Source organism: Bradyrhizobium sp. Ce-3 (genome assembly GCF_022835695.1).
Classification (GTDB): domain Bacteria; phylum Pseudomonadota; class Alphaproteobacteria; order Rhizobiales; family Xanthobacteraceae; genus Bradyrhizobium.
This window is the reverse complement of sequence record NZ_BQUV01000017.1, coordinates 1-17,654: the sequence shown is the minus strand read 5'-3', so window position 1 is coordinate 17,654 and position 17,654 is coordinate 1. Positions and strand designations below refer to the sequence as shown.

Genomic DNA, 17,654 nt, shown 5'->3' with positions numbered 1-17,654 from the left:
GGTTGGCGATCTTGTCGCCTTCCTGGACGTCCTCAGTGGCGGCCTTGCGGGCCGGCTTCTTCGCGACCTCAGACGCTTCGGCTGCGGGCGCCACAGCGGCGGCAGGCTTCGCGACCAGCGCGGGCGCCGGCGCAGCCACTTCGATCTCGGTCTCGCGGAAGGCGCGCTCGAGCTCGTCGAGCGAGACCTCGCCCGGACGTAAGGGTCGCTCCAGCGTCTGCACCACCAGCGTGCCCTCGGTCATCGCGGCCTGCACCGACGGAGCCTCAACGACAGGCACATCCTCTTCAGCAACATCAGCAGCAGCCATCGCCGCCATGCCGCGCTCGACCATGGCTTCCAGCTGATCGATCAGGTCGCGATCATTGCCTTCAGGCTCGGCCTCGGTGGCCTCGAGCCCGCCCAGGATCTCCTTGATGCGGTCGATCGAGGACAGGATCAGCGTCACGGCTTCCGCCTTCACCGGCATGCCGTCGCGGAATTTGCCCATCAACGTCTCGCCGGCATGCGCCAGCGCTTCAAGCCGCGGCAGCCCGAGGAAGCCGCAGGTGCCCTTGATGGTGTGCACAAGCCGGAAGATGTTATCCAGGATCTTCGCGTTGTTCGGATCCTGCTCGAACTGCACCAGCTGGTTGTCGACCGTATCCAGGCTCTCGCTGCTCTCCGTCAGGAACTCGCGCAACAGATCGTCCATGAAACCAACCTTCGAAAAACGCCGAAAACGCTGCGGCGCGCGACATCGACGCGCCTGACGGAACTTCGGTCAGCTTCTCCGCAAAGCGTTTAAGTTTGGTTGAGCAAATGGAAAAGAACGGGATCAACAAAGAGATAAGACCGCGCGATTGAATCGCGCGGCCGGTCGTAACCTTTGATTAATGATGTGGGCGCGGCGGCGTTCAGGACGCTAAGATAATGACCTTGTCGCCGTCGAGTGTGAGCGTCACCTTCAGCCCGCAGGCTTCCGCCAAGAGGCGCGTGTAGTATGGCTGCACCGCGTGCGCATCGACCGTGTTCGCGGACGCCCCGTTGAGGATATCGACGATGTTCTGCGGCACCCGTGCATGGAGGCCCGCAGCCAGGATGCGGAAGCTCATCGCCTCGCCCTCGCCGACCGGATCGATCGTCAGCGTGCCGCCGCGCGGGATGGTCTGCTGTGCGATGACCAGCATGTTGAGCAGCAGCTTGACGCGATTCTTGGGCAGCAGCAGCCGCGGCAAGTTCCAGGTCAGCGTCACCTTGCCGTCCTCGATATGCCCCTTCGCCATGTTCTGCGCATCGCCGAGGTCGATCTGCGCGCCGGAGGAACCGGCCGCGCCGAACGCCAGCCGGCAGAACTGCAGCCGCGCCGACGCGGTCTTGGCGCTCTTGCGGATCAGATCGAGCGCGAAGTCGCGATCTTCGGGCTTGGGGTTGTCGTCAAGGACCTCAAGCCCATTGACGATCGCGCCGACCGGACTGATGAGATCGTGACAGACCCGTGAGCACAACAGCGCCGCGAGTTCGAGGGCGTCGGGAGCGGGACCGGGAGACGAAGTGCCAGACATCAATTGTTTCCTGGAAAGCCGCACGCCGCGGGAGGAGTGCGAATCACGCATGCCTGTCGGCTTGATACACCGGGCAGACGGATGCTGCCAGCTTGCGGCGGGACTGGCATCATGATCTCAGGGGAAGACGAACAGGATATGAGACCCGCTCATGAATAAGGCACAATCGGCCGCCGTCGACTGCGACAAGGCCGCAACGCTGCTCGAATCACTGACCGGACTGGTGATCCAGGCCGGGCAGGCGATTCTCGCGGTCAACCGTTCCGCAATGAGTGTCACCGGCAAAAGCGACGGCTCGCCGGTCACGGAAGCCGATCTCGCGGCCGACCACATCATCGTCGAAGGGCTGGCGCGGCTCGCGCCGCGGATATCGCTGCTGTCGGAGGAGCGCGTCCATCTGGCGACGCCGCCCTACAAGGATAGTTTCTTCCTGATCGATCCGCTCGACGGCACCAAGGAGTTCGTCGCCGGCCGCAATGAATTCACCGTCAATGTGGCGCTGGTCACGCACGGCGTGCCGCTGCTCGGCATCGTCGGTGCGCCGGCGCTCGGCCTGATCTGGCGCGGCATTGTCGGCAAGGGCGCGGAGCGGTTGACCTTGCAGGGCGACACGGTTGCGCAGGCCGAGCCGATCAGGACCCGCGCCTGCCCGCCGCGCGGCGCGCCATGGACGGTTGCGGTCAGCCGTTCGCATGGCGATGCGCGCACCGAAGCCTTCATCGACGAACGCGGCGGCGCGGTCCGCGCCGTGCTGGGATCGGCGGTCAAGTTCGGCCGTGTCGCCGAGGGCGGGGTCGATATCTATCCGCGTCTGTCGCCGACATCAGAATGGGATGTGGCGGCCGGTCACGCGGTGGTGGTTGCGGCCGGCGGCAAGGTCACCGATTCGAAGGGGAGCCCATTGCATTTCGGGCTCGGCCGCGAGGACTTCCTGGTGCCCGAATTCATCGCCTGGGGTGACCCGGCCGCAGCATTGTGATTACTGCGCGAGACTTTCTTCCAGCTCCGGCCAGCGCGCTGCTGCTTCCTTCAGGAAGCGCGCGGGATCGGCGGCGAAGGCATCGCGGCTGTGTTCCCGGTTGAACAGATAAAGCCTGTTCCCGACGACGGCCCAGAAGCGCGGATTGCCGGCGCAGGTCACGCCGCGCACCAGATCGGTCGGATCGTAACCGCCGAACTGCGGGCCATAGATTTCCGGATGCGCCACGAACGAGGCGCGGTTGCCCTCGTTACGGAAGCGCCAGACCACGCCACTGTCGGCGGCCTCGAATTCCGGCCGGCCCTGGGTCGCGGCGGCATCGGTGAAATAGGCGACGGGATCGAATCCCTCGATCGCAAGTCCGGAGTAGCGGTTGGTGACCACGCGCTCGGTCGTGGTGGCCTGAACCGGCAGAGGCGGCCACATGGCCGCCAAAATGCCCGCCAACAGGCCGAAAAACGCCATGCCCCGGCACGATCCATATCTTTCCTGCCGTTGTGCCGTCATAGTTGATACCGATAACATCCGAGTCGAGGGGACACCGGGCGCAACCTAGAGCCGTGCCTGTTGGCATCAGGTTAAAGGGCAACGCCCGGATTTCGATAGCAGGGGTTCTTAATGACTTTCGCATCACGCCTTGCCGCGGTCGCGTTTGCCGCGCTGATGTGCTGGAGCGCAGGGGCGTCGGCGCAGCAGCCCCCACCACCGCAATATCCGCCGCCACAGCGTGAACCGACCCCGTATACTTACGGGCCCGACGAGCTGGTCGGCGCCGGACACAAGTTCTTCGGCAACGTTTCGCGCGGGCTCGCCTCGGTGATCGAGCGCGCGGTCAGCCAATGGGGTCTGCCGAACGGCTATGTGCTCGGCGAGGAAGGCTCCGGCGCGTTCGTGGCCGGGCTGCGCTATGGCGAAGGCACGCTCTACACCAAGAACGCCGGCGACCTCCGCGTCTATTGGCAGGGTCCCTCGGTCGGCTTCGACTGGGGCGGCGACGGCGCCCGCACCATGACGCTGGTCTACAACCTGCCCTCGACGCAGGCGATCTACCAGCGCTTCGTCGGCATCGATGGCTCGGCCTATATCGTCGGCGGCTTCGGCATGACGGCGCTCACCGCCAACAACATCGTGCTGGTGCCGATCCGCTCGGGCATCGGACTGCGGCTCGGTGCCAGCGTCGGCTATCTCAAATTCACCCCGCGCGCGACCTGGAACCCGTTCTAGGTCGCCGCGCCGGTCGGGTGATTGCGCCGGGCGCTCCGCTGCGGTTAGCGATTCAGGTTAACGCGCCAAACGGGCTGGCCATCGGCCGGCCCGCCATGGCATTGTGCTTAACAAATTCCTTCTTTTGATCTTTCCCTGGAGTGATTCTTCATGATCGAGCCGATCATGTACGCGGCGATCGGTTTCCTGATCTCGATGCTGTGCGGCCTGATGATCGTGCCGCTGGTGCATAACCGGGCGGTGCGGCTGACCACGCGCCGGATGGAGGCGGCCACCCCGCTGTCGATGGCCGAGATCCAGGCCGACAAGGACCAGCTCCGCGCCGAATTCGCGATGTCGGCGCGCCGGCTCGAGATGAGCGTCGACCAGCTCAAGAGCAAGACCACGAGCCAGCTTGCCGAGCTCGGCAAGAAGACCGATGCGATCAACCGCATGAAGATCGAGCTCGGCGAGAAGAATGCCGCGATCTTCGCGCTGGAAGCGCGCGAGAAGGCGATGAAGGAGCAGCTTCGCGCCACCGAGGAGGAATTCGGCGCCAAGAGCGAGCTGTTGCGCAGTGCCGAGCAGGCGCTGACCGACAAGCAGGGCGAGCTCGGCAAGATCAACGCCGAGCTCAGCGACCGCTCGATGACGGCGGACAGCCGCCAGATCGAACTGGTCGCGGTGCGGACCCAGGTCGAGGAGTTGAAGAACCGCGTCGGCGATGCCGCCAGGGAGTTCGCGGCGACCGAGGCCCGCCTCGCCCAGGAACGCAGCCAGTCGGAAACCGCGACGCGCGATCTCACCGATGCGCGCGGCCGGGTCGAGAATCTGAGCCAGCGCGTCACCGATCTCGACCGCCAGCTGATCGTCCAGGTCAAGGAAGCCGAGATGCTCGGCAACCGCGTCACCGATCTCGAGACCCGGCTCGCAACCCAGGGCAAGCTGCTGGCCGAGCGCGAGTTCGAGAACGGCCAGTTGAAGCAGGCCAACACCGCCGCCGAGCGGACGGTGCAGGAGCTGCGCGAGGAGATTGCCGCCGCCGGTGGCGGCAAATCGTCGGCGCTCGAGAAGCTGCGCCAGGAGAAGGCGGCGGTCGAGGAGCAGCTGCGCATCATCAGCGGCGAGCGCGGCAAGCTGCAGCGCGACATCAACGCGATCCAGCAGCAGGCCGAAAGCTCCTGGGCCACCGAGCGGATGGAGAACGCGCTGCTGCGCGAGCGCATCAACGACATCGCGGCCGAAGTGGCCAAGCTCGCGATCCAGCTCGAAGGCCCCAATTCGGCGATCGAGGCCATGCTGGCCGCCGAGCCCACGGTGCCGGCCAAGGCGGCCGCGAAGCCCGCTAGCGGCACCGCCAACGGCGCCACACCGGCCAGCGGGATGCCCGAAGGCGGCGGCACGCTCGCCGAACGCATCCGGGCGCTGCAGTCGCACGCCTCCCGCGCCCGCCAGCAAGGGGCTTAATTCCTGCAGGGTTTGGCTTGACACCCCTACCCGGCACTTCGTAAATCGCACGCTCTGACGAAGCACCCATTTTCGACCGGCCGGCAGCGGCCGTCGGTACGTCAGATCCCGGACGCATAGCTCAGCGGGAGAGCGTTCCCTTCACACGGGAGAGGTCCAAGGTTCGATCCCTTGTGCGTCCACCATTCCCCCTCCCTGAACCGTCAGATACGGACGATCAGTCGACTTGCTGGCACTGCTTCGGGGGGCGCTTCATCAAAAATGTCGAAAACAACCCCATGCACAGTAGCCGGCGCGCTTGGCAGCGGCCGACCGCCATCTAGCCTCACTGCCGTCGGCGATGCGGGGCGGATGACGGATTGGCGGTGCGCCGGCTGAGCTCACCGAGCAGGCCGCGTACGGCGCCGTCGAGCTCGTCGGGCGGGGTGGCGTGATCGGCCTGTCGCGTGTGGGGCGGCCAGCGTCGGCCGCGTGCGGAGACGTCATCATTTGCGGCAAGCAGCGCTGCGGCATCGCCGCCATCACCGTCTCGCACCCGCCGCGGCGCGTGCCCCCGTGGCGACGGCCGCCGCCTGCGGCGCGAGATCAGCTCGCGGACGCCGTACCCGGCTGCGAATCCGACCCCGGTGACGAGAACGACAATCAGAATTTCCAGCATCGCGTCCCACCATCACCCTGCCGCAATGCAATATGCGCGACAATGCGGCGGCGGCTTGACCGGGCCGGTTCCTTTTCACCGTATCGCGCACAACCCTGCCCCTCGGAATCGTACGGGGTTTTGTTTGCAGGCCTCCTCGGCTACCTTCCCGGAACTCGCGGAGGCCGGGACGTCTCGATGCGCAAGGGCAACGACTACATTCTGAAGCTGCGGCCTTGGTCGTTGTCGACGTTCGTCGTCGCCCTGCTTGCGGTGGTGCTGGCCACCGCGACGCAGGAGATGTTCGCGAGCTTCGGCATGCAGTTCTATTTCGCGGGCTTCGTGCCGGCGATCCTGATCGCCGGCCTGATGGGCGGCGCACCCGCCGGCGCGTTTGCGACCATCATCACCGTTCCGATCGTCTGGTGGGCGTTCATGCCGCCCTATTTCGAGTTCTCCTGGCCGACGGCTGACGACTATGACAGCCTCGCGATGTTCCTGCTGTCGAGCGCACTCCTGCTCGGTTTCTCGCAGCTCTACCGGGAAGCGCTGGCCATCCTGCGGAGATAGCCCTCAGCTGCGGGCCGCAACCGTACGCCGGCGATGGCGAGCCGGTCACCTGGCGCGGATCGTCCGCCCTCAGATCCCGAACATCCAGACCGCGACGATGGTGGCCAGCGTCGCCAGCCCGCTGATGGTCCAGCCCACCGCGTAGAAAGTGTCGTCCGGGGCGGTGTCGAGCACCGTATTGGTGGTTTCCGTCACTGACCGCCAACGCATGGCGTCTCTCCTCGGAACTCCTGCCCGACGACATAACGCAGCGCCCGGTTCCCGGTTCCGGCCGTTTCGCGGCAACGGCGCCGTTCACGCCCATCTCACGGACTGCTGATCGGCGTGGCGGAACCCTGCGACATTCTGTCCCGTTGAGGGGCGCTGGGAACCAACTTGGGAGACTATCCGATGCGAACACTGATCCTCGCCGCCACGGCGCTCGCCTTCGTCTCGTCCGCCGCACTCGCGCAGGACAAGGCAGGCGGCAGCCCCGCCCCCGCCGCGCAAAGCGGTGACATGACGACAAAGGGCGAGGCGAGCAAGATGGCGCCGAAGAAGGCGAAGAAGACCGCCAAGAAATCGAGCGCCAAGGGGAGCGCCAAAGCCGGTGCCGCCCCGGCCGCGGACGATGCCGCCAAGCAATAAACAGAAACAGTCGCGCCGGCCGGTCACGGCCATCACGAAAAAGGCCGCCCGCAGGCGGCCTTTTTACTGTCTCGGTGCGGATGCCATCTCCGTCCGTCACGTCGCGATCAGGTGCGCCGATGACGCGCGGCGGCGAGGCTTACGGCCGTAGCAACTGGACCGGTGAGAGTCGGACCAGCGAATTGAAGTGCGGGAGAGGGAGCGAAAGAGGCGCAGAGCCGATAATCCGCACCGCCATCGGATCGTTCTGAAATTTGACCACCAGCTCCAGGAAATTGCTCCACCTCCCGCACCTTCTGTTTTGCCGTATGCGCGGGGGCCACGCATGATCCAAACGGGCTATCACAGCGGTGCGGAGAGGAATTCATCGATAGGCTTAATGCGGCGCGCCGTCGTCGCGCCGCTCCGCGAGCCCGCTCTCGCGTATCCGCTCCGCAAACCAGCGTGACGTGCCGCCGTCGATCGCGCCGCCGGCATAGACCTCGGAGAAGCTCACGCCGTTCTGTCCGACGATCACGAGCACACCCATCGCATAGGCAAACCAGACGTTCGGATCGGTCAGCGCCTGCAGCTTGCGCTGATCGTGCTCGAGCGGCTGGTGGTTGCTCTGCTTGCGCAGCTCGATGGCCAGCAGATTGTTCGGGATGTCGCGCTGATGCACGACGATATCGGGATAGATCGACTTGCCGAGATGGTCATCGGTCGAGACCGTCGAGCCGCGCGGCAGCCGCAGCGTGCGTTCGCCGAGCCGGTCGTAATTGCAGTCGACCTGCCAGCCGGAGAAGTGCCGCTCGACATAGACGGCGAGCCGGTGAGTAAGCGTTCGCTCGCCGAGATCGCGCTCCAGCAGGAACAGCTCCTGCGCATAGAATTCATCGACGGCGGCGATCACCTTGTTCAGCTCGGTCTGCATTAGCGCCTCCGACTGGACTGCGACGCCGCCCTCGACGGCGCCCTATATCTGCACTTCGATCAGCCGCGGTCCGGGTTCGGCGACGGCTTCCGCCAGCGCCTTGTTGAACTCGTCGGCCGTCGTCACCGCCCTGCCCGGCACGCCCATCCCCTTCGCGAGCGCGACGAAGTCGAGCGTCGGGTTGTCGATCTTCAGCATGTCCTGCGCCCGCTTGCCCGGCTCGCCGGCGCCGACCCCGTCGAATTCGCCGCGCAGGATCTGGTAGATCCGGTTGGCGAACACGATGGTCACGACATTGAGCCCTTCGCGCGCCTGCGTCCACAGCGACTGGATCGTGTACATCGCGCTGCCGTCGCCGACCATGCAGATCACCTTGCGGTCCGGACAGGCGATCGCGGCGCCGGTCGCGACCGGCGTCGAATAGCCGATCGAGCCGCCCAGATTCTGAATCCAGTCGTGCGGAGCAGCGCTCGCCGTCAGCGGGAAGAAACCGCGCCCGGTCGTGATGGATTCGTCGACCAGGATGGCATTGTCAGGGACCGCGGCCGCGATCGCCTGGGCGATCGACGCGTGGTTCAAGGCACCGGTCGGCTTCAGCAGTTCGACTGAGGCCTGCGGCTTGACATCGGCCGGCTTGGCGCCAACCGCCGAGGCCAGCGCCTGCAGCGCCGCCACCGAATTCTCCCCGCTCGAGGTCATGCGATGCACCTCGCATCCCTCCGGCTTCAGCAGGCTCGGCTTGTTGGGATAGGCGAAGAACGCCACCGGTTCGTTGGCTTCAACGAGAATGATGTGCCGAAAGCCCTTCAGCGCCGCGAGCGCCTGTTCGATCACATAAGGCACCCGCTCGATCGAGAACCGCCCGCGCCCGCGCGCCATCCGCGGGCTCGCCAGCGGACCCATGACCTTGCAGCCGGTCTTGCCGGCGATCTGCGCCGCCAGCGCCAGCCCCGGCTCCGTCACCGCGCTGCCGGTCATCAGCAGCAATGTCGGTTCACCGCTGCGCAGCACCTTGGCGGCGCTCTCGACGGCCTGTGGCGAATAGCTCCGGCGCTGCGATTCGACCGGCACCTGCGCCACCTCGTCGGCCTCGTTCCACGCGGTGTCGGCCGGCAGGATCAAGGTCGCAACCTGCGGCGGCGCGCCGCTGGCGGCGGCGATCGCGGCCGCGCCGTCACGGGCGACCGATTGGGCGTCCGGCGAGGTCCGCACCCAGGCCGACATCGGCCGTGCCAGGCCTTCGATGTCTGATGTCAGCGGCGCGTTGTATTCGATGTGATAGGTGGCGTGCTGGCCGACGATGTTGACGACGCCGGAATTGGCCTTCTTGGCGTTGTGCAGATTGGCAAGGCCGTTGGCGAGACCCGGCCCGAGATGCAGCAGCGTCGAGGCCGGCGTTCCCTTCATGCGGAAATAGCCGTCGGCCGCGCCGGTGACGACGCCCTCGAACAGGCCGAGCACGCAGCGCATGCCCGCCACCTTGTCCAGCGCTGCGACGAAATGCATCTCCGAGGTGCCGGGGTTGGTAAAGCAGACATCCACGCCGCCTGCGACCAATGTCCGCACCAGACTTTCCGCACCATTCATGATCTCGCTCCCGCCAGAGATGTTTCTTCGCATTGGAAGAGATCAACCATTCTTCATCCGCTTCGTCAAAGGTTTGGCCGGACAATGCAGGTATCGCTTCCGGTCTGTTGCCTTTTTAAACCGTGTTGTCGGAAAGTGCCTGAAGTCACGGCTTCGTCGCTTGCGAAACGCCGGCGATTGTGGCCTCTCTGAGTTCATATTTGATTGTTCGCGAGGACGACGACGATGCGCAAGATTGCCTTGATGTTTGCCGCGTTCACGATCCTGGCAGGTGCCGGCCAGGCCCAGGCCCAGTTCTTCGACTCCCGTGGTTACCAGTCCGAGGCCCCGAGCTTCTTCGGCGGCGGGGGCGCAAGCCCGATCCCGCGCACCACCGTCAACTACCCGACCAACTACGCCCCCGGCACCATCGTGGTGAACACGGCCGAGCGCCGGCTCTATCTGGTGCAGACCAACGGCCAGGCACTGCGCTACGGCATCGGTGTCGGCCGCGACGGCTTCCGCTGGAGCGGTGTCCATCGCATCTCCGCGAAGAAGGAATGGCCGTCCTGGACGCCGCCGTCGCAGATGCTGCGCCGCCGCCCCGACCTGCCGCGCCACATGAACGGCGGCATCGAGAACCCGCTCGGCGCGCGCGCGATGTATCTCGGTTCGACGTTGTACCGGATCCACGGCTCGAACGAGCCCGAGACAATCGGCCAGGCGGTCTCGTCGGGCTGCTTCCGCATGACCAATGACGACGTCACCGACCTCTACAATCGGGTCTCGGTCGGCACCACCGTCATCGTGAAGAACTGATCGCGTCGCTTGCGCCGGAACCCGGCGCTGCCGTCCGGCAAGATCGCTGATATCGCTGATCCCGCCGCCTTGATCTCTCCTTGCGCTGCCGCAAGCCTTGCGGCAGCGTCGTCATGATGCCCCAGCCTCGTCTCCCGTTCCTGTTCCTTCTCGCCTCGGCGCTCGCCGCTTGCCTCGTCGATGCCGGCTTGCCCGCGGCCGCCGCCGAGGTGCCGGCGGTCGTGGTGCGCCAGCGCAACGAGAAGAAGGTCTTCACCGACGCCGAGATCGTCGAGGGCTTTCTGAAGACCGCGTTCGGCGCCGAATATCATCTCGCCGGACGGGTCGACCGCATCCGCAAATACGACGGCCCGGTGCGCGTGTTCGCCGACGGCAACCGCGCCGACCGCAAGGCCCAGCTCGCGAAGGTCATCACCGACATCCGCAGCAAGGTGCAGCACCTCGACATCGCGATGACCGACAGCAACGATGCGGCCAATGTCGTGGTCAAGCTGGTGCGCGACCGCGAGCTCTACCGCACCATCGCGACCTTCTACGGCCAGGAGCGCGCCAAGGAGATCCGCACCTCGCTCGACCCGCAATGCCTGTCCGGCTTCCGCAAGAACGAGAATTACGAGATCGAGCATTCCGACGTGATCCTCACCGTCGACAATGGCGATTTCGTCTTCCTCGACTGCGCCTATGAGGAGCTGTTGCAGTCGCTCGGCCCGATCAACGACACCGCGACGGTGCCGTGGACCATGTTCAACGACAGCGTCTCGATGGGCTATTTCGACGTCTACGACCAATATCTGCTCAACCTGCTCTACGACCCCCGCATCAAGCCCGGCATGAACGTGCAGGAGGTCAAGGCCGTGCTGCCCGCCGTCCTCGCCGACGTCCGCATCTGGGTGGCGAAGGTGAACCATCTGGAGTGATGGGGCGGCGGCGCAATGGGCGCACACGCTCGCGACCCACACCGCTGTCGTCCCTGCGAAAGCAGCGACCCACACGCCGCGGCGGCTGTTGTGAACGGGACTCGTCGTTCCAACTTGGCGCACCAATAGCCAGTCGTGGTTATGGGTCCCTGCTTTCGCAGGGACGACAGCGAGTTTGTTGCGCGAACTGTTAGACAAACGGACGCGTAAGGAAGGCACCAGCGGAAGGGTTCCCTCCCCCCCTTGCGGGGGAGGGTTAGGGAGAGGGGTGCCACACGACGTGCACTCTCCGTCGTCGTCGCGACGACGAGCGAACAAGTTGCGAGAGCGACGCACCCATCATGCATCTCGCCCGGGGCCCCCCCTCTCCCCACCCTCTCCCGCAAGGGGAGAGGGAGCCTGACTAGCGTGCTCACCTCACTATCGACAACGGAGATTACAGCCCCCTCCCCGCTTGACCCTGCCCCTGCGGCCGCCTCCATAGAGGGGCGGTCAGACCACGCGAGGTGATTCGATGAATGCTGCTGCCGCCCGTTTCCTCAGTCCGTCCGAAGCTGCCAGGCAGCTCGGGATCTCGGCGAAAGCGCTGCGCCTCTATGAGGAGCGCGGCCTGATCGCACCCACCCGCACGCCGGCCGGATGGCGCGCCTATGGTCCCGCCGAGATGGTGCGCGGCGCCGAGATCGTCGCGCTGCGCGGGCTCGGCCTCAGCATCAATGAGGTGGCGCGGATCCTGCGCGGCGACGCCGAGATGCTCGGCCGCGTGCTGGCCGCGCATGAGGTCATGCTCGAAGCCCGCATCTGGCAATGCGGCGACAGCATCGCCAAGGTGCGCCGGCTGCGCACCGACCTCGGCCGCGGCAAGATGCCGCCGATGCATGACGTCATCGGCGCGGTCAGGGCGCAATCTCCGATCGGCGTTGCGTTCGATCTGCCGTGGCCGTGGGGCGGCGAGCGCTTCGAGCTGCGCGACATCAAACGGCTGACCTACATCGTCGGCCCGCTCGGCAGCGGCAAGACCCGTCTCGCGCAGCGGCTCGCCGATGCGCTGCCCGACGCCAGCTTCGTCGGGCTCGACCGCGCAGCCGACGGCGGCGCTGCGGTTCTTGCGCGCCTCGACGCCGACCCGGCTCTCAAGGCGAGAGTCGCGGCGAGCCGCGCCGGCCTGCTGTCCGACGGCGCCGTGGACTCTCCGGCGCTTACCGCCCTGCTCGCATCGCTCGAGGCCGGTGACGGCGCGATCCTCGTGATCGACATGCTCGAGCAAGGGCTCGATGCGCCGAGCCAGGAAGCCGTGATCGCGCATCTGCGCCGCCGCGGACCGGAGGCGCGGCCGCTGTTCTTCCTCACCCGCTCCAACGCGATCCTCGACCTCGACGCGGTCGGCGACGACGAGGCGATCATCCTGTGCCCCGCCAATCACAGCCGGCCGATCTGCGTCACGCCGGTCCCTGGCGCCGCAGGCTATGAAGCGGTCGCGACCTGCCTCGCCTCGCCGGAGGTGCGCGCGCGGACCGAAGGCATGATCGCGTGGCGACCGCGCTGATTTCTCGCATTGGTTGCATTATAATCACATGACAATGCACGATCCAGGTCGATGCACGGCAAAAAAGTGTGCTATAAGCTCACACAATGCCCGAGCTTCCGCGTACCCAGGCCTTGCGTTGCTTCATCACGGTTGCCCGTGAGGGCACCGTATCGCGCGCCGCCGCGATGCTGAAACTGACCCAGCCCGCGGTCAGCCTGCAACTCAAGGCACTCGAGGAAAGCACCGGGCTGCAGCTGTTCAACCGCACGCCGAGCGGATTCACCCTGACCGAGGCCGGCGCCGCGCTGCTGCCGCTGGCGCACCGGGCGGTGGCGGCGGCATCCGACTTCAAGGCGATGGCGGATTCGCTGAACGAGGCGCAGCGCGGCACGCTGCGCGTCGGCACTATCCTTGATCCCGAATTCACCCGGCTCGGACCGTTCGTGCGCAGCCTTGCGATGTCCTCGCAACGCACCGAAGTCTTCCTGCGCCATGGCGTCAGCGACGACGTGCTGGCGCAGGTCGGCAGGGGCGAGCTCGACGTCGGCTACTATGTCGACGCCACGCCGCAGGATCAGCTGATCCATCACAGCTTCACCGAGCGGACCATCGCCGACGGCCGCTATCAGCTGGCGCCGCTGCTCAGCTACGACTACCGCGTGATCGCGCCGATCGGCTGGCGCGACCGGGTGATCGGCAAGGGCTGGGCCGAGCTCGCCGAGTTGCCCTGGCTCGCGACACCGCCGCATTCCGGCCACCGCCGGCTGCTCGACGACATCTTCCGTCCGCTCGGCGCATTGCCGAAGCGCGTCGGCTACACCGACCAGGAAGAGGCGATGATCGACTTCGTCGAATCCGGCCTCTGCCTCAGCCTCGCGCGCGACAGCGTGCTGGCGCCGCGGATGGCGCGGCCGCACCAGTTCGTGGTCTCCGACAAGGTGAAGCTCACCTGCGATCTCTCGTTCGCCTGCCTCGCCGCCCGCCGCCAGGAGCCGGTGATCGCGCACGCCTTCGCGGCGGTGCGCGCGGTGTGGAATATCAAGCCGGCGATCGCCGGCGCCGGGCCGACGCGGACCCGCAAGGTCGCGAAGAACGTGTAGGCGGCGCGCGAGCACGATCGTGGATGCGCGGCCCCGTGAATGCCTGCGGCGCTGATTGCTGCAACACGGTCGTTGCGGCGCCATTATGGTCAGGGCCAACGAGCCACGCAGTTCACCGCTTTTTCCGGATTGATTTGAGGATCGTCACGTCCACCGCGGCGAGGCGCCCGACATGCGCCGGGTGAGCGGTCTTGACCGCGTCCTGAATTCGTAGCTCATTTGGGCATTGGCTGTTCTTATATCTGACGTAGATTTCGAGGCCACTGGCCTGCTCTCGATCGTTTGCCGCAACGCCATCGTTTCCCGGAGACCATTGATGACCACTTACGTCGGGACCAACGGCGACGATACGTATTCCACAATTACCGACAATGTCCTCTATGGGCTTGATGGCAACGATAGCCTGACGGCGACCTACGGGCCAAATTCCCCTCAGGTCATCTACGGCGGCGAAGGAAATGACACGCTTTCCGGGTTCGCGGCCACTGCCTATGCCGGAAACGGGGACGATCAGATCGTTTCGACAGCCAAGGCTTACGGAGGTGACGGGAATGATAGCCTGCTGGGCATCGCGGCGTCGCCCTATGACTACTCGGCTGCCTATGCGGATGGAGGCGCCGGGAACGACTACGTCCAGGCCATCGACGGACTGAACACGCTGAGCGGCTCGCACCTGTTTGGAGGCGACGGCAACGATACGCTCGAGCTGGTTACGACGGCGTATTATATGAGTGGTGGGGACGTCTTCTACGGGGGTGAAGGCGCGGACCTTCTGTTCATCTCCGGACCCTACGGGCTGTACGGCGACCTCCTGTATGGAGGGTCCGGAAACGACACCATCCTCGGCGGCGCCGCGTCGGACACGCTCGTCGGTGACGCGGGGGTAGATTTGCTCGAGGGCGGTGCCGGCAGCGACTATTTGTACATGTCGTCCGGTGGCGGCACCGCCTATGGCGGCGACGGCAATGACGTGTTCGTCGGGTCACTGGTCAACGACATCATGATCAGCGACGCCGGAGACGACGTCGAATACGGCTATGGCGGCAACGACTATCTGTATGGCGGGGCCGGCAACGACGTGATGTTCGGCGGCGACGGCACCGATGTCCTGATCGGCGGGGCCGGCAACGACTATTTCGATGGTGGCACCGGCGTGAACTACTATTTCGGCGGCAACGGCGGCCGGCCGGGTACCGGCCTCGGTACCAATACGTTCAATGTCAGCCTCGGCGGCATCGATGTAATCCAGGATTGGACCGAAGGCCAGGATGTCGTGGCGCTCAACGGGTCGGGCTTCCAGTCCTTCACCGACGTGCTCGCGCATTCCTACCAGAACGGCGCCTACTTCGTGGTCCAGCTCAATCCCCTGACCGCGGTGTGGCTCAACGGCGCGACCGCCTCAACCGTGACGGCGAGCGATTTCACAATTCAGAGCTAGGCGGCAACGATAACTGCGGCGCGCTACCAGGCGTAACGGACGACGCCCTTGCCGGCGTAGGAGCGGGTCACGTTGGAGAACTCGCCCTCGAAGGTTGCAGCCGCCGACCAGCCGTTGATCCACTTCCATTCGGCCGACGCCGTGGTGAGCGCGGACTCGGACGCCTGCGCGGCGCCATTGACGACGAAGCTCGCCCCGGGCAGCGCCTGGAAAGTGGTTGCAATTGCGCGGTCCGGATTGAAGTCATGCGCCCAGGCGACGCGGCCGCGCAATGTCAGGATGCCGGTCGACATCGCGAACGACTGGTCGGTGCGGATGCCGAGCTCGCTGCGCGTATCCGTGACGCTCTTGGCGGCATAGGCCAGCGCGAAGTTCGGCGTGCCGGAAACCACGGTTTCGGCATAGGCCGGCAGGTCGAAGGTGGTGAATTGCCCCGCGACATAAGGCGCAATGCCGAGACCACCGATGACGGGCGCAACGAAGCGATAGCCGCCTTCGATCCGTCCCGAATAGGCATTGGCATTGAACTGCGCGCGCAGCTGATCGAAGCCCGCGGCCGTCACGAAGCGATTGGTGGTGATGTCCTGCCAGCCATAGGCAAGCGCGCCGGTGACGTAGGCCGCACCATTGCTGTGGCGAATATAGGCGCCGGCCTGGAACAGATCGGAGCGGCCATAGCCCATGCCGTTGACGCTGAAATTGGTGCCGCCGCCGGCAAGTGCAAAGCCGGCGATGGTGTTCGGCGAGAACAGGTAGTCGGCGCCGACCGCGGTGCCGGCGATGCTGCTGCGCGTATCGTTCGAGCCGGTCGCGGCATTGCCGTCGGTGGCCTGCGAGCCGCCGAAGCCCGCCGCCCATACATTCCAGCGCGGCACGAACGGCACCGGCGGCGCCTTGGTGAACATCGCATAGGCGTCGCGGTGGGCCGTGGCGGCGTAGCCGAGCGCCTCATCGGCATAGCCGGCCGCGCCGGGCGAACCGGACGACGCACCGTTTCGTGGCGTGAATGGATCGGTCAACAAGCCCAGGAACTGGCCCATGGCATTGAACGTGGTCTGCTGCGAGCCGGCGCCGAGTTCGCCGGCCGCCTGCGACAGGCCGGCGGGTGTCAGCGAAGCATAGACCAGCGGAATGCCGCCGGTCCGGTTGAAGAAATTGGCCAGTGCGCCGCCGACCGCCTGCTGGTTCTGCGACAGCCCGGCACCCGAGAAACTCAGCACGAGGTTGAGATAGGCATGGTTGGCATCGTAGCTCAGCGATGCCGCGAAGCTCGACGGCAGGTTGGTGTTGACGACGACAGGCGCAAAACTGCCCGACACGCCGCCGTTCGCGGTGACGATCGTGTATTGCTTCTCGACATAGCTGCCGTTGGCATAGGTCGCGCTGACGGTGGCGCCGCCGAACGTCGCGGTGCCGGCGACGCTGGCAAACGACGCGGTCGTGGGATTGATCTGCACCATGTAGGCCGCACCGGACTGCAAGGCGAGATTGCCCGCGATCGTCATCGACGATCCCGGCGTGCCGTTGCCCGGCGCGAAGCTGCCGCCCGCATTGACCTGCGTCGTGCCGATGGTGCCGGTGCCGGCGAGCGTGCCGCCATTCACCGTCATGCCGGCGTTGGCGATCGTGCCTGTCACGTTGAGCGTGCCGGCGTTGATGGTCCATGGCATCGCCGCCGCATTGCTGCCGGTCAGCGTCCAAGTGCTGCCGCCGCTCTTGGCGAACTGGCCGAAGCCGAGATACTGCGCGCCGATCTGCGAGACATCGAAGGTCGCGTTGCTGCTGCCGCCCAGCCGCAACGTGTCGGCGGTGCTGAAGGCGACCGCATTGCCGGTGAGGACCGACCCGGCCTGCAGCTCGAGCACGTTGACGCCGCCGGTGAAGCTGACGACATTGGCGCGCGTCACGCCGTCGCCGGCAAGACCGCCGGAGATCGTCCCGGCGTTGATCACGGTGAGATTCTGGCCGACGACACCGGCGCCATTGCCGGCGCCACCACCCGCTGCGCTGCCTTGACCTTGGCCGCCCGTCGAAAGCACGTTCTGATTGCCGCCAACGATCGCGCCGGTGTTGACGACGGTCACGGGCGCCGTGGCCAGGCTGGCGTCAATGCCTGCACCGCCGCCGCCTCCAACGACGTTGCCTCCGAAGGCGGCGTTGGACCCACCTCCACCACCCTGGATGAAGCCGGCATTGGTGATGGTGATCCCGCCGGCCTTGGTGACAACGATCCCGGCGCCGCCGCCTCCGCCGCCACCACCACCTCCGTCACCAACAATGCCGGAGCGATCATCAGCGGTGGCGGAGGTGGTGGTGGCGGCGGAGGCGGCGGCGCCGGGATCGTTG

General features: G+C 66.0%; 18 protein-coding genes and 1 tRNA gene. 11 read left to right on the top strand and 8 right to left on the bottom strand.

Annotation, left to right across the window (positions count from 1 at the left end; all coding sequences use genetic code 11):
• Both BRSPCE3_RS35615 and chpT read right to left on the bottom strand, forming a co-directional pair.
• Positions 1 to 694 (bottom strand): Hpt domain-containing protein (locus tag BRSPCE3_RS35615; RefSeq protein ID WP_244071772.1); only part of this gene is annotated, 694 nt, incomplete at its 3' end.
• A 202-nt stretch (positions 695 to 896) separates the two neighbouring features.
• Positions 897 to 1,544 (bottom strand): histidine phosphotransferase ChpT, encoded by a 648-nt coding sequence (gene chpT / locus BRSPCE3_RS35610; RefSeq protein ID WP_244071770.1) that lies wholly within the window; start codon positions 1,542 to 1,544, stop codon positions 897 to 899.
• A gap of 151 nt (positions 1,545 to 1,695) precedes the next feature.
• Here chpT and cysQ point away from each other — a divergent pair, with 151 nt between their 5' ends.
• Complete coding sequence (cysQ, locus tag BRSPCE3_RS35605; protein ID WP_244071768.1) at positions 1,696 to 2,523, top strand: 3'(2'),5'-bisphosphate nucleotidase CysQ; 828 nt, start codon at positions 1,696 to 1,698, stop codon at positions 2,521 to 2,523.
• Here cysQ and BRSPCE3_RS35600 read toward each other — a convergent pair whose 3' ends face one another.
• Positions 2,524 to 2,988 (bottom strand): YHS domain-containing (seleno)protein, encoded by a 465-nt coding sequence (locus BRSPCE3_RS35600; protein ID WP_244071766.1) that lies wholly within the window; start codon positions 2,986 to 2,988, stop codon positions 2,524 to 2,526.
• Positions 2,989 to 3,141: 153 nt separating this feature from the next.
• Here BRSPCE3_RS35600 and BRSPCE3_RS35595 point away from each other — a divergent pair, with 153 nt between their 5' ends.
• The 3 genes from BRSPCE3_RS35595 to BRSPCE3_RS35585 all read left to right on the top strand — a co-directional run bounded on the left by BRSPCE3_RS35595 (position 3,142) and on the right by BRSPCE3_RS35585 (position 5,378).
• Positions 3,142 to 3,747, top strand: a complete 606-nt coding sequence (locus BRSPCE3_RS35595; protein WP_097677239.1) for a DUF1134 domain-containing protein — start codon at positions 3,142 to 3,144, stop codon at positions 3,745 to 3,747.
• A gap of 150 nt (positions 3,748 to 3,897) precedes the next feature.
• The gene (locus tag BRSPCE3_RS35590; RefSeq protein WP_244071764.1) at positions 3,898 to 5,193 is read left to right on the top strand and encodes a hypothetical protein; all 1,296 of its coding nucleotides are present in this window, start codon (positions 3,898 to 3,900) and stop codon (positions 5,191 to 5,193) included.
• 110 nt (positions 5,194 to 5,303) lie between these two features.
• A tRNA-Val gene (locus tag BRSPCE3_RS35585) sits at positions 5,304 to 5,378 on the top strand.
• A gap of 140 nt (positions 5,379 to 5,518) precedes the next feature.
• Here the strand turns inward: BRSPCE3_RS35585 and BRSPCE3_RS35580 are convergent.
• Positions 5,519 to 5,851, bottom strand: coding sequence for a hypothetical protein (locus BRSPCE3_RS35580; protein WP_244071763.1), 333 nt, complete (start codon positions 5,849 to 5,851; stop codon positions 5,519 to 5,521).
• Between the two features lie 177 nt (positions 5,852 to 6,028).
• Here BRSPCE3_RS35580 and BRSPCE3_RS35575 point away from each other — a divergent pair, with 177 nt between their 5' ends.
• Positions 6,029 to 6,400 (top strand): DUF4118 domain-containing protein, encoded by a 372-nt coding sequence (locus tag BRSPCE3_RS35575; RefSeq protein ID WP_244071761.1) that lies wholly within the window; start codon positions 6,029 to 6,031, stop codon positions 6,398 to 6,400.
• Positions 6,401 to 6,469: 69 nt separating this feature from the next.
• Here BRSPCE3_RS35575 and BRSPCE3_RS35570 read toward each other — a convergent pair whose 3' ends face one another.
• Positions 6,470 to 6,610, bottom strand: coding sequence for a hypothetical protein (locus BRSPCE3_RS35570; protein ID WP_244071759.1), 141 nt, complete (start codon positions 6,608 to 6,610; stop codon positions 6,470 to 6,472).
• A 180-nt stretch (positions 6,611 to 6,790) separates the two neighbouring features.
• On the opposite strand from BRSPCE3_RS35570, the gene BRSPCE3_RS35565 reads away from it, so the two are divergent.
• Positions 6,791 to 7,027 (top strand): hypothetical protein, encoded by a 237-nt coding sequence (locus BRSPCE3_RS35565; protein WP_244071757.1) that lies wholly within the window; start codon positions 6,791 to 6,793, stop codon positions 7,025 to 7,027.
• A gap of 376 nt (positions 7,028 to 7,403) precedes the next feature.
• On the opposite strand, the gene BRSPCE3_RS35560 is transcribed toward BRSPCE3_RS35565, so the two are convergent.
• Positions 7,404 to 7,940 carry a hypothetical protein gene (locus BRSPCE3_RS35560; protein WP_244071755.1) on the bottom strand — a complete coding sequence of 179 codons (537 nt, stop codon included), beginning with the start codon at positions 7,938 to 7,940 and terminating at the stop codon, positions 7,404 to 7,406.
• Positions 7,941 to 7,982: 42 nt separating this feature from the next.
• Entirely contained in the window at positions 7,983 to 9,527 is a 1,545-nt protein-coding gene (locus BRSPCE3_RS35555) for an acetolactate synthase large subunit (protein WP_244071754.1), read from the bottom strand.
• A 225-nt stretch (positions 9,528 to 9,752) separates the two neighbouring features.
• On the opposite strand from BRSPCE3_RS35555, the gene BRSPCE3_RS35550 reads away from it, so the two are divergent.
• From BRSPCE3_RS35550 to BRSPCE3_RS35530, 5 genes are all read left to right on the top strand, one after another.
• Entirely contained in the window at positions 9,753 to 10,325 is a 573-nt protein-coding gene (locus tag BRSPCE3_RS35550) for a L,D-transpeptidase (protein WP_244071751.1), read from the top strand.
• 113 nt (positions 10,326 to 10,438) lie between these two features.
• On the top strand, positions 10,439 to 11,242 hold the full coding sequence (locus tag BRSPCE3_RS35545) for a DUF2927 domain-containing protein (protein ID WP_375710010.1): 804 nt from the start codon (positions 10,439 to 10,441) through the stop codon (positions 11,240 to 11,242).
• A gap of 514 nt (positions 11,243 to 11,756) precedes the next feature.
• Complete coding sequence (locus tag BRSPCE3_RS35540; RefSeq protein WP_244071749.1) at positions 11,757 to 12,788, top strand: MerR family transcriptional regulator; 1,032 nt, start codon at positions 11,757 to 11,759, stop codon at positions 12,786 to 12,788.
• 86 nt (positions 12,789 to 12,874) lie between these two features.
• Complete coding sequence (locus tag BRSPCE3_RS35535; protein ID WP_244071746.1) at positions 12,875 to 13,870, top strand: LysR family transcriptional regulator; 996 nt, start codon at positions 12,875 to 12,877, stop codon at positions 13,868 to 13,870.
• 316 nt (positions 13,871 to 14,186) lie between these two features.
• The gene (locus BRSPCE3_RS35530; protein WP_244071744.1) at positions 14,187 to 15,308 is read left to right on the top strand and encodes a calcium-binding protein; all 1,122 of its coding nucleotides are present in this window, start codon (positions 14,187 to 14,189) and stop codon (positions 15,306 to 15,308) included.
• A 23-nt stretch (positions 15,309 to 15,331) separates the two neighbouring features.
• Here BRSPCE3_RS35530 and BRSPCE3_RS35525 read toward each other — a convergent pair.
• A partial coding sequence (locus tag BRSPCE3_RS35525) for an autotransporter domain-containing protein (RefSeq protein WP_244071742.1) occupies positions 15,332 to 17,654 on the bottom strand: 2,323 nt, incomplete at its 5' end.

What these genes read in the sequence shown, in the direction of transcription:
- BRSPCE3_RS35590 (WP_244071764.1), top strand. Translation starts at nt 3,898, where the DNA reads ATGATCGAGCCGATCATGTACGCGGCGATCGGTTTCCTGATCTCGATG.
- BRSPCE3_RS35535 (WP_244071746.1), top strand. Translation starts at nt 12,875, where the DNA reads ATGCCCGAGCTTCCGCGTACCCAGGCCTTGCGTTGCTTCATCACGGTT.
- BRSPCE3_RS35555 (WP_244071754.1), bottom strand. Translation starts at nt 9,527, where the DNA reads ATGAATGGTGCGGAAAGTCTGGTGCGGACATTGGTCGCAGGCGGCGTG.
- BRSPCE3_RS35600 (WP_244071766.1), bottom strand. Translation starts at nt 2,988, where the DNA reads ATGGCGTTTTTCGGCCTGTTGGCGGGCATTTTGGCGGCCATGTGGCCG.
- BRSPCE3_RS35575 (WP_244071761.1), top strand. Translation starts at nt 6,029, where the DNA reads ATGCGCAAGGGCAACGACTACATTCTGAAGCTGCGGCCTTGGTCGTTG.
- chpT (WP_244071770.1), bottom strand. Translation starts at nt 1,544, where the DNA reads ATGTCTGGCACTTCGTCTCCCGGTCCCGCTCCCGACGCCCTCGAACTC.
- BRSPCE3_RS35565 (WP_244071757.1), top strand. Translation starts at nt 6,791, where the DNA reads ATGCGAACACTGATCCTCGCCGCCACGGCGCTCGCCTTCGTCTCGTCC.
- BRSPCE3_RS35580 (WP_244071763.1), bottom strand. Translation starts at nt 5,851, where the DNA reads ATGCTGGAAATTCTGATTGTCGTTCTCGTCACCGGGGTCGGATTCGCA.
- BRSPCE3_RS35550 (WP_244071751.1), top strand. Translation starts at nt 9,753, where the DNA reads ATGCGCAAGATTGCCTTGATGTTTGCCGCGTTCACGATCCTGGCAGGT.
- BRSPCE3_RS35540 (WP_244071749.1), top strand. Translation starts at nt 11,757, where the DNA reads ATGAATGCTGCTGCCGCCCGTTTCCTCAGTCCGTCCGAAGCTGCCAGG.
- BRSPCE3_RS35545 (WP_375710010.1), top strand. Translation starts at nt 10,439, where the DNA reads ATGATGCCCCAGCCTCGTCTCCCGTTCCTGTTCCTTCTCGCCTCGGCG.
- BRSPCE3_RS35560 (WP_244071755.1), bottom strand. Translation starts at nt 7,940, where the DNA reads ATGCAGACCGAGCTGAACAAGGTGATCGCCGCCGTCGATGAATTCTAT.
- BRSPCE3_RS35570 (WP_244071759.1), bottom strand. Translation starts at nt 6,610, where the DNA reads ATGCGTTGGCGGTCAGTGACGGAAACCACCAATACGGTGCTCGACACC.
- cysQ (WP_244071768.1), top strand. Translation starts at nt 1,696, where the DNA reads ATGAATAAGGCACAATCGGCCGCCGTCGACTGCGACAAGGCCGCAACG.
- BRSPCE3_RS35595 (WP_097677239.1), top strand. Translation starts at nt 3,142, where the DNA reads ATGACTTTCGCATCACGCCTTGCCGCGGTCGCGTTTGCCGCGCTGATG.
- BRSPCE3_RS35530 (WP_244071744.1), top strand. Translation starts at nt 14,187, where the DNA reads ATGACCACTTACGTCGGGACCAACGGCGACGATACGTATTCCACAATT.